The organism is Parabacteroides caecihominis (assembly GCF_023656785.1).
GTDB classification, from domain to species: domain Bacteria; phylum Bacteroidota; class Bacteroidia; order Bacteroidales; family Tannerellaceae; genus Parabacteroides; species Parabacteroides segnis.
The window spans coordinates 25,559-36,330 of the sequence record NZ_JAMOKS010000052.1 but is presented as its reverse complement, the minus strand read 5'-3'; the positions used below and the strand labels follow the sequence as shown (position 1 = coordinate 36,330).

The 10,772-nt window shown below is 45.6% G+C and carries 7 protein-coding genes; all 7 read right to left on the bottom strand.

What is annotated here, in order from left to right:
- Positions 1 to 272 precede the first annotated feature (272 nt).
- A complete protein-coding gene (locus tag NBH14_RS26485; protein ID WP_186961759.1) occupies positions 273 to 1,160 on the bottom strand; it encodes a beta-propeller domain-containing protein in 888 nt (295 codons plus the stop codon).
- A gap of 84 nt (positions 1,161 to 1,244) precedes the next feature.
- Positions 1,245 to 2,117 (bottom strand): 3-hydroxy-5-phosphonooxypentane-2,4-dione thiolase, encoded by an 873-nt coding sequence (lsrF, locus tag NBH14_RS26480; RefSeq protein ID WP_007655985.1) that lies wholly within the window; start codon positions 2,115 to 2,117, stop codon positions 1,245 to 1,247.
- 38 nt (positions 2,118 to 2,155) lie between these two features.
- Positions 2,156 to 2,770, bottom strand: a complete 615-nt coding sequence (locus NBH14_RS26475; protein ID WP_186961758.1) for a DAK2 domain-containing protein — start codon at positions 2,768 to 2,770, stop codon at positions 2,156 to 2,158.
- 10 nt (positions 2,771 to 2,780) lie between these two features.
- A complete protein-coding gene (locus NBH14_RS26470; RefSeq protein ID WP_186961757.1) occupies positions 2,781 to 3,797 on the bottom strand; it encodes a dihydroxyacetone kinase subunit DhaK in 1,017 nt (338 codons plus the stop codon).
- Between the two features lie 36 nt (positions 3,798 to 3,833).
- On the bottom strand, positions 3,834 to 4,154 hold the full coding sequence (locus tag NBH14_RS26465) for a hypothetical protein (protein ID WP_028727385.1): 321 nt from the start codon (positions 4,152 to 4,154) through the stop codon (positions 3,834 to 3,836).
- A gap of 48 nt (positions 4,155 to 4,202) precedes the next feature.
- Positions 4,203 to 6,644, bottom strand: coding sequence for a cytochrome c biogenesis protein CcsA (locus NBH14_RS26460; RefSeq protein WP_186961756.1), 2,442 nt, complete (start codon positions 6,642 to 6,644; stop codon positions 4,203 to 4,205).
- A 112-nt stretch (positions 6,645 to 6,756) separates the two neighbouring features.
- Complete coding sequence (locus NBH14_RS26455) at positions 6,757 to 10,767, bottom strand: SUMF1/EgtB/PvdO family nonheme iron enzyme (protein WP_186961755.1); 4,011 nt, start codon at positions 10,765 to 10,767, stop codon at positions 6,757 to 6,759.
- Positions 10,768 to 10,772: the final 5 nt, after the last annotated feature.

Sequence of the window (10,772 nt, the reverse complement as noted above, 5' to 3'; positions counted from 1 at the left end):
GTTTGCTTGATTTTAACTCTTTATACAGACCTTTTTAGACTACAACAAGGTCGATTTTAGCCAAAATTTGAGAACAAGAACTTTTTCCAGAACTAATTTTCTTTCTATTTACTATACAAAATGCCAAAGAACTTTTTGAGATATGTTTTTACACAGTCTCTCGAGAGGGGGCAGGGGGTGTGTTAATGCCAGTCATATAGGCGAACAATAACACACCCCTTATCCCCTCTCAAGAGGGGAATCAGTTACAACCAGAGTTATAGATAATCTACTTAGTCGATCGGGCAGACAGAAGAGATCATGCCGAATGTATCGTTGTCATTCAGGCTCCAGATAACTTTGTTGTTACCGTCGATCTCCATCAACTGCGGGTTGTTTGATTCTTTTGCACTGGGGTCGTGTCCCTGCCAGTTACAGATATACAGACCGTTGTTTGAAGTAGGCAACAGTTGGGCAACAAAAAATAAAGAAACACCTTCGATGTCCTTTTCTCCGATCCGGCGGATCACTTCGCCTTTGTCCAGATTTACTTCCATCAGAGAATGTCCGTCACCGCAAGCAACCATGTAATTGCCGTTGTTCAGCAATACGGTGCTGTACGGAGTACCTTCCAGCTTCGTTGTTTTAATCAGTTCGCCGGCCGGAGAGATTTCACGTACTTCAGATGTAGCGAAAAGAGGCATCAGATAGTTGCCTGCCTTGTTCTTGTTCACCTGGCGGAACTGAGCATGCGGGTGGTCGATACCTGTTTCGTATACAGTTTCTGAAAGTATATCACCTTTCGGGCTTACTTCCATGATCTTAGCCGGATGGCCGCACCATGCCAACAGGTAATTACCGTCGGGCAATACACGGGCTGTCTGCATCTCGCAAGTATCCGGAGCCGGAATGTTCCATAACTCTTTCTGATCGCGGGTAATCAGTTTTGCACCTTTTTTATAGGCGAACAGGATGTTTCCGTCCGGAGTAGCAACGGCTGAATTACATTCCCAACCTTTTTGTATAGGATGCTCCCATTCTATCTGCTTTGTATTCTTGTCGATGATAACGACCTTATTCCAGCCTGAACCGGCCAACAATAATTTCTGAGCCTTTTGCTGGCAGGAAGTGGCAGCAAACAAGAAAAGAGCAGAGCACAATAATGTGAATATTTTCTTCATGGCAATTCAATATATGTATTATGTTATGTTTAGATACAACAAGGGGCAGAGCAGAGCCCCGCCCCTTCGGAGTATAATAATTAATTACTTAGACAAATCCTGGAACTTTTCGAAACCTTGTTGCGGAGTCAAACCGTCATGAACCACTGCGTGAACAGCCTGGATCATAGCGACAGGATTTTCAGACTGGAATACGTTACGTCCCATGTCAACACCGGCAGCACCGTCGTTGATAGCCTTGTAACACAGTTCCAATGCTTCCAGTTCAGGTAATTTCTTACCGCCTGCAATCACAACAGGAACCGGACAAGCAGCAACTACTTTTTCGAAACCTTCGCAATAGTAAGTCTTCACGATATTTGCACCGTTTTCAGCACAGATACGGGAAGCCAGACCGAAGTAACGAGCGTCGCGTGCCATCTGTTTGCCGACAGCAGTCACACCCATTACAGGAATACCATAACGAGTTCCTTTATCTACAGCCTTGTACAGGTTGGCGATCGTCTTCGCTTCGTGTGCTTCGTCACCGATAGCCAACATCACAGCCATAGCTGAAACGTTCATGCGGATAGCATCTTCTATGTCGATCAGAACGTTGTCGTTCAGGTCAGTCAGGATAGAAGTACCAGCATCCGAACGCAAACAGATAGGTTTGTTTGTTGTTGTCGGGATTGAAGACTGAAGGATACCGCGTGTACACATGATACAGTCGGCATATTCAATCAGCGGTACAATATTCAGGTCGATACGTTCCAAACCTGAAGTCGGTCCCATGATGAAGCCGTGGTCGAAAGCCAACATTACGGCTTTGCCTGTTTTCGGGTTGAAGATACGTGATAAACGATCTTTCATACCCCAGGGAAGGTTTTCAGCACCCTTCACATGGAAACTCTGTTGTTGAGAGCTAACACCTAAACCGAAGTTACTGCCTTCTCTCAAATCATCTAAATCTGCCATTTTTCTATTTTCTATATTTAAAAAAGTTAGTTATTCTATTATAATGCTTCTGCGAAAGAGGCAAACATACAGCTCCAGGAAGTAGCACCGCTATCGGCGTAACCGATAGAACGTTCGCCGTAGTTACGGGCACGTCCGAAGTTTGCTTTCATGTTGACAGTTTCTTCAGCACCTCTGATAGCTGCTTCAGCACCTGCTGTCATGATTTCCTTGATATCGTCCGAAGTAGATGCTTCGATTGCCTCGATTGCGGGGATCAGGGCGTCCATCATGGTTTTATCACCCTTCTTAGCCTGTGTCTGTTTCTGCACGTTTGCAAGGCCTCCGGCAAACATCTTCTTCACACCGGCAGCATCCAGTTCAGTGCCGGCAGCGTTGTCGCTCATTCCAAGGAAAAATGCTCCTAACAGCGTACTTGTCGATCCGCTTGTTTCCAGCATCACGCCAAATCCCATGTCATTCAGCATAGATTTGAATTCCGTTCCTTTCTCGCCTGCTTTCACTACAACAGAGAAAGCAGTTACGATAGCCTGTCCGTGATCGCCGTCACCGATTACCGCATCCAGTTTAGAGAATTCGTCTTCGCGGGCTTTGATATGCGTTAAGGCGTTATTCAGCATACCTTTGAAAGCCTCAATAGTCAGTTGTTTCATGTTTATTTGTTTATTTACCGATAGTTGTCCAATACGGTGCGTTTGCACTCTTGTTCTTTAAATAGTCAATATGATCTTCATCCATGATACCCATAATCATCTGGAAACCGGCTTGTTCCTGAACTGTCAGGATTTCCTGGATACGGCCGAATACAACTTCCAGACCACGTGCTTCCAATTCTTTGTAAGCCTTGCGGAAGATGATATTCAATTCCATATGAGTAGTAGCACCTACGCCGTTGATGATAAGCATCATCTTGTCGCCAGCCTTCGGTTGCAGTTGCTGACACAGCAGGTCTACCATTTCGGCAGCAGTAGCATCAGCAGATACCAGCGGTTTCTGGCCGCCGCCACCTTCACCATGCTGTCCCATACCGATTTCCATGATACCGGCAGGCAGGTCAGTGATTGTAGCATTGTTTTGCGGATGAGTACAAGAACGCATAGCAACAGCCAGAGTAGCTACTTTTTCGTTGTAACGTTCGCCGATCTCGATCAGTTCGTCCAATGATTTGCCTTCGTCGGCAGCAGCACCCAGAATCTTATACAAAGGTACGCAACCAGCCAAACCGCGACGATCGTTTGTCGGAGCACCGATACCGGCACTGATATCATCGTGAGTCAGAAGTTGTTTTACTTTGATGCCTACGCGTTCTGCCAGCTGGCAAGCCATGTTTGCACTCATCACGTCGCCTGAGTGGTTCAATACAACTAACAGGATACCTGCTTCACGTTTCATCAACTGCAAAGCCTGGAACAGACGCTGTGCACCCGGAGCAGCAAATACGTCGCCTACTACGGAGCAGTCGAGCATACCGTCGCCTACGAAACCGCTCAGTGCAGGTTCGTGGCCTGAGCCGCCTAATGTAACGACAGCTACTTTGTCTTCGCTTTTCGGATTAGCGCGAACAACAACGTTTTCAGCAGCCAGCTTTACCTGATCAGGATAAGCCAATACATAACCCTCCAGCAATTCCGGAGTTACTTGTTCGGGATCATTTATAAATTTAGTCTTAATTTCTGCCATGGTGTTTTTCCTCCTTGTTTCGTTTAGGTTTATAAATTATTTGATTTCCATTAATTCGATTGCGATGCCTTCTTCTTCGATGAAAGCGATAGTCAGATGTTCGTCGCATACAGCCGGGCCAAAGATCACTTTCGCATCTTTCAGCGCTTCGTCCAGTGAAGGAACTGTATAAGCGATATGACCATTTGATTTAACCAGATCAGGCAGGCAGCTCGCAGCAGGATCGTCAAATTTCAGGAATTCGATCTTGTTAGGGCTCTTGCTGTAATCGGTTAACCATACGTTCAAACCTTCGTTGAACATTGCACCTTCTTGGTTTTCGTTGGTAATGATACCTACATGATTAAATGTTCTCATGATCACTAAAATTTAATGTTTAACTTCTATATTAATAATTCATTCGTTTTATTCTTCTTTCGTCTTATTATACCCGATCCTTGACAATATCCCGAGGATTATCACAACAGCACCGGCTATATATAAATAAGTAAAGATTCCATGTACATTATCGTTCTGTCCGTACGAGTGCATGCCGCTCAGGAAATAATTCACTCCGAAGAATGTCATCAATACGGATGAGAAAGCAACGACCGAGCACAGATTGAATAACCAGTCGCTGTACCAGCGTCTCACCAGATGAAGGTGAACAACCACGGCATAAACCACCATCGTAATCAATGCCCATGTTTCTTTCGGGTCCCATCCCCAGTAACGTCCCCATGACTCGTTCGCCCAAACGGCACCGAGGAATGTTCCGATCGTCATCAAAGCCAGACCTACCCAAAGCGCCATTTCATTGACGATAGTCAGTTCTTTTACACGGGCTTTCAGCAATTCCGTATTTTTCTTTCCGGCGATACTCGTCATCACCAGGTTCGTCAATCCGATCAGGCAACTGATTCCGAAGAAGCCATAAGCAGCTACGATTACAGCCACATGGAACATCAGCCACGGCGATTTCAGTACCGGAACGAGCGGATTGATTTCCGGGTCCATCCAGTTCAGTCCGGAGACGAACAGGATAATACCGCCAAATAAAGTGGCCAGTGCAAAGGTCACCGTACTGCGTCTTACAAACAGCAGACCTGCCAGGACTGTCGCCCAGGCAACATATACCATTGTTTCATACGAGTTACTCCACGGCGCATATCCGGCAATATACCAACGCATTCCCATGCCGTACATGTGGAAAAAGAAGACACCCAACACTCCTATCCCCAATATCCAGAGACCTGCCTTCATCCACCTCTGCTGCTTGAACAGCATGGCGAAAGAGAGTACAAGCATCAATCCTCCCAGGATCAGATAGCCGATCTTACACCAACGGAACATGTCCATCTTGTTATACTTCAATTCAGTCTCTATCTTTTTCGGAGAGATATCCAGTGTTTTATTCTTTGCCTGCTGATAGGTGCTGATCATACCGATCACCTCGTCGGCTTTCGACCAGTCGCCCCCCTGCAAGGCATCCTGCACTTCGGCCAGATACCAGCCCATGATGCGGGAAACAAACATGGAGTCCTTACCGGCAAATCCGGACAAGTCATCACCGGAGGCATACCATTTATGGTTAGGGTCGTCCTCTTTCGGGAACAGGTTCAACATCTGGTAATTGATCAACTGGTGGAAGATGTTGATCTGCTCGTCGAGTTTCAGCAGGTCCTTGTCGAAACGGGTCCGTTCGGCAGGCATCTTGTTGTAGGCTTCCTCCAGTTTCTGTTGCAGTTTATAATCGCCTTTATTATCGAACGCCTGAAGATAAGCACATTCGCCGTCTGTCAGGTCGTAATAATTAGCCAGTTCTTTATTGGATAAAGCGATAAAAGGAACGCGCATCCACATATCCGGCATAGAAAGCAGGCTCAACAGGAACTGGTCGGAGTTCAGATTTCCGATCTTGTCCGACTTATGCAGCTTACGCAGGATTTCAGAAGAAAAGGTATTGATAGGCATCATACGGCCGCTATGCGACTGGATTGGCAATGCACCGAACTTAGCGGCATGTTCCGGAGACACCGCATATTTCTGTACGGCATCCAGCATGGACGAAGTTTCTTCTTTTGCATTTACCGACACCGATAATGCCAGCAGGGCAATCATCATTGTTGCCGACTGCGCAACAGAACGTAATTCTTTTAAACGACGGCTCAACGCCATAAAGCGGGAGTTCTTCCCTACTAAGGATAAGATAAGACCGATTACCAACAGCAGGTAACCTGTATACGTTATATTCCGTCCGGCTACATCGCGGTTGACGGAAAGTACGGTTCCTTTCTCGTCCGGGTCATAAGATGCCTGGAAAAGACGGTAACCTTTTTCATCTAATACATTATTCATAAAAACCCGTTCACGACGTGTCTGGCCGTCTATATGCACCAGCAATTCGCTTTCATAAGAAGAGGGGCTGGCGGAACCGGGATAGCGGGTCAACGTAAATTTCACCAGTTCTACGGTGAAAGGCAAGGTATGGAAAGTTGTCAGATCGCCCTGGCGGACCGACATCTGATCAGTAGCTTCTCCTTCGCGGATATGAAGGATTCCTTCTTCGCCGAACTGGAAGGATGTGAGGGCGCCAAGAAGGATAATGATAAAGGAAGTGTGAACAATCATTAAGCCCCATCTATGCAGTTTGCAATACTGGTACTTAATAGCTATGACAATAAAATTAACGACTAAGAGGAACTGCAACAAAAAGAATAAAGGGGAATAATAAATCATTGCTTTGGCTGCTGCTGTTCCATGATACTTTTCGATAAAAGTGGCGACAGCCAGGCCAAAACCATAGAGGAGTAACAAGACAATTGTTGTTACAAAGGAAGAGAATATTCTTTCGAGAGTTGCTTTCATTTGTTGTTTTATTAAGTTATGCCGCCAAAGATAAGAATTTTCAATTAAGTGACCCCGGCCTTCCCGGGGCCACCTAATAGATTTTATCTATATCCAGGACATATCTTAGGGATTAGTCTTCGATGATTACACGGAAACCTACGTTAAATACACGCTGGTACGGATAGTAAGCCTTACGTGCATAAGCAGTAGAGAATTTCGGACGTTCGATATATGAACCACCACGAACCACTTTATGATCTGAAGTCAGTTTTGTCTTCGGATTATACGGATAAGGCACATAGTCTGAACGGGTCCATTCTGAAACATTACCGTGCATGTTATACAAACCGAACGGGTTGGCTTCATACACCTTTTCGCCAGTCTGGATCAGCTGACCGTCGTCTACTCCTTCTTCTTTCGGCAGATAAGTATAATACTTATACCAATAAGAATTCGGAGACATCGGTTTCGGGTCTACACCACTTACTGCGAACAGTAAAGTAGTCTTGTCAGCCAGGTTTTCATATTTACCGAAGTCAGTATTCATATCACCATACCAGAAATCACTGTCGCTACCTGCACGGCAAGCCCATTCCCATTGTGCTTCTGTCGGAAGCGTAATGTTCAGACCTGTCTTTTCGCTCAGTTGCTTACAATAATCCATTGCATCATTGTAGTTTACACGGATTACCGGTTGATTCGGCTCGTTAGCCGGATAACCCTGTACCACGTGGTCTTTCCACAACTGGTCTACGAAACGGCTGTCATGATCCGGATAAATCGCATTGAACTGCTGGTTGGTAATTTCCATTTCACCCATCCAGAACGGTTTGTCGATCTTCACCTTAGCAGTAGGATAAGCATCAGATTCGCCATTATAGCTACCCATTACGAATTCACCGGCAGGGATACGAACGAAATTGATCTTCACGCCCGGAGCGATTTCAACCTCTTTACGGTTGCTCGTTTCCTTTGCAAGCATATCTTTGATAGCAGCTTTGTCGAACGGCCAACCTTTAGCTTTCACATTCTTCACCTTTACAGGAGCTGCTTTTTCAGGCATAACCGGAGTGATCGGGCCCTGAGCCTTCAAATAAGAAGCGTAGTCAGCGATTTCTTTCTTCCAGTCCACACCCATGCCATTAGCATATTTGTCAGTCAATTCTTTACGACGTTCGATCTGATCGAATCCCTGGTACGGGATGATTTCCTTACCCAGAACGTTTGCATCGAAGTAACCTTTATCAGGAGCATTATAGTCGATCCAATTGTACAGTTTCAACCATTCTGCGTCAGTCAGTTTCACGTTATGGTGACCCTTCTTCAGGATACGAACCAATTCGCTGGTGTTCGGATGATATTCATACGGCTGAAGAACAACCATATCACCTTCGCCACCCTGACGGTGTACGTACGGATGAATGTTCAGATAAGATGTGCCATAACCCAGTTTGTCTTTCTTACCGCCACGCAAGTCGAATGCCTTGCCTTCGCCATTATGACAAGCGATACAAGCACGATCCAGGATAGGCTGAATTTCCAGGTCGAATGTAAATGAACGGACACCGCCTTCAGGAGCCTTCAACGGAACAGCCGCTTTCTGAGAAGCCATCACACGTTTCGGAATAGGAATCTGATTCTGGTCTTCGTGACAACCGATACAAGATACCACTTCACCCGGCTGGCCGGTTACCCAACTACGCATCCACTGAACAGCAACGCCGTCCTTGTCGATCGGCTGGATAGAGATCGGAGTATTAGCCGGAACTTTGAAGATAGCCGAACCGTCTTCTTCAACAGGTACAGTACCTAACAAACGTTTGATATCCCAACCACTCTGGATACCGTGCCAGTTGTGGTCTGAACGAGTCTTCACATAAGCATATTCGTAAGCATGCAGACGAAGTTCTTTTACAGTTCCGCGAGGAATACCGCGCAGACCTTCACCTTCATAAATATCCTGAATAAAGATAGTAGCTTCTTTTTCATTCAGCTTCACACGATCAGGAATTGCCGGAGGTGTTTTTGTTTCCTTCACCAGGATCGGGCTGATATAGCCTTCACCTTCTGCCTGCATCAGACAAGTTACGTTATCATAGATGTCGACCAGGTAAAGTCCCCACAAAGACTGCGGGTCTAACTTGGCAGCAACCAGGAAATATTTGTCATTCAGCGGAGTCGGTTTAACGAACTGAGGCCATACGCCATTTACCAATTCGTCTTTGATCAACTCTTGGATAGGACGGTTACGGTGAGGAATTTCCTGAACCATACCCTGTACATTCTTACGTCCCTTTGTCGGGTCGAAGATGATCAGACGTCCTGAACGGGCAACACCGTGGTGTCCTGAGATAATACCAACGAAAGCAGAACCATGTCCGGGCAACGGCTGAATGTCGAACGTACTGTTCGGGAACATTGAACCACTACCATACAAAGCCTTGTTTTCTGTTCCGTCCGGATTCATATGCATCACGATACGAGAATAATAGTGAGTCAGGTCAGTATATTCCCAACGGGTATACATCACACGTCCGTTATTCATTACAACCGGGTTCCAGTTGGCATCCTGGTCAAATGTCAGACGACGCAGATTCTTCTGTTCCGGAGTATAAAGAACCATATTACCAACCGGGTCATCACCGCTTACGCAAGGAACACCCTGGTAACCGATGTTGGAGTTAGCAATAATACGTCCGTCCGGCAGATAAGTACCATCATAGAATTCCAAGTCAGGTTCTTCATTCTCGATCAGCTTTTTGCAGCCTGTTCCATCCAGTTTTACTTCGTATACATTCCAACGTTTGTCGTTCTCGCCCGTCAGAGTTGTGAACATAACGCGGTTTGCATCCCAGTGCATTCTCAGGTCAGCGATAGAGGCATCGGGAACGATCGGTTTGAAGATACTCTTCATCTGCATGTCACCACGCAGGTTAGACAATTCAACGATCTCGGCATCGAAACCACTACGGCGGGCAGATTCCTGGTTACTCCAGTTATTAGCTTGTGTTCCCAAAGACGGAGCCATTGCCTGACGAGCAGTAGAGCCTAATTTATAACGTACGGCAACGATCTTGTCAGGATCCAATAACGGGTTACCTAACAAAATAGCTTTCTTATTATCCAATGCCTTGCGGGCATCGGCAATAGCTTGTTCGTCTCCTTTATAAATACCACTGAAACCTTTCTGCTGAAGTTGTACCAATTCATTCAGCATCGGCTGATATTTAGCAGCATCAAAACCTTTCTGCTTGCTCATATCTGCAAATGCCAACTTGATAGCATCCATATTCAGCCATTCCAGTTCGCCCTGAAGCGCATAAACATCCTGAAGTTTTTCAAACAATTCCAGATATTTACGGATTTGTGTATTTACATCTTTTTCGTTAGCGATCTGCTGAACGACACCCTTATAATAAGAGCCATCTTTCAACTTACCAACCATTGCTTCTACCGCTTGTTTTTCAATAGAAGCATCCGGGGTGATCAACCAAGTGTCCAAACCGTCCATCATAGCGCCCAGCATACCGATCTGTTCCGGATATTTAGCGATCAGTTCATCGCCGACAAACTTCGGAACAACGTTCAATGCCTGGAAATACACGCTACCGCCGGAAGAAGTATCATCGATACCTACTTCAGCTTCAAAACGAACATATTCACCTTTAATAGGATAAACCAAAGTTCCGTTTGCATGGCAGAAAACACCGTGTTTGTATTCTTTGCCTGCAATGAAAATCTCATGGTCGTAAGCATTAATATTCATTTTTGGCTTTGCCCAACCGGCAACACCATATTCGAAAGGAACTTCATCCAACCAAACAGCAGTACCGTCCGCTTTAATCAAACGGGCATTACCCCAAACAGCCTGGTCGTAATCAGAACCATCCGGACCTCCGGCAGTGATAAGCACCAGCTTATCTACGCCCTTCAAGTCAACAGCAAAAGGTTCTGCTTTTTCCTTATGCTTCTTGAAAGAGGAAATAATCGGCATTCCTGTTTTCTGAAGCTGGGTTTGCAGTTCCGTTTTTGCTTTAATTGATGCATCAATCCAGGTATCCGCCTTCTTTTGTTTCGGTGCAGCCGAAACAAGGAAGGAAGTAGATAAGAAGAGTGATACTAATAAAAAATATTTATTCATGTATC

Excerpts from the sequence above, each read along its gene's own strand:
- NBH14_RS26485 (WP_186961759.1), bottom strand. The coding sequence starts at position 1,160 with ATGAAGAAAATATTCACATTATTGTGCTCTGCTCTTTTCTTGTTTGCT.
- lsrF (WP_007655985.1), bottom strand. The coding sequence starts at position 2,117 with ATGGCAGATTTAGATGATTTGAGAGAAGGCAGTAACTTCGGTTTAGGT.
- NBH14_RS26475 (WP_186961758.1), bottom strand. The coding sequence starts at position 2,770 with ATGAAACAACTGACTATTGAGGCTTTCAAAGGTATGCTGAATAACGCC.
- NBH14_RS26470 (WP_186961757.1), bottom strand. The coding sequence starts at position 3,797 with ATGGCAGAAATTAAGACTAAATTTATAAATGATCCCGAACAAGTAACT.
- NBH14_RS26465 (WP_028727385.1), bottom strand. The coding sequence starts at position 4,154 with ATGAGAACATTTAATCATGTAGGTATCATTACCAACGAAAACCAAGAA.
- NBH14_RS26460 (WP_186961756.1), bottom strand. The coding sequence starts at position 6,644 with ATGAAAGCAACTCTCGAAAGAATATTCTCTTCCTTTGTAACAACAATT.
- NBH14_RS26455 (WP_186961755.1), bottom strand. The coding sequence starts at position 10,767 with ATGAATAAATATTTTTTATTAGTATCACTCTTCTTATCTACTTCCTTC.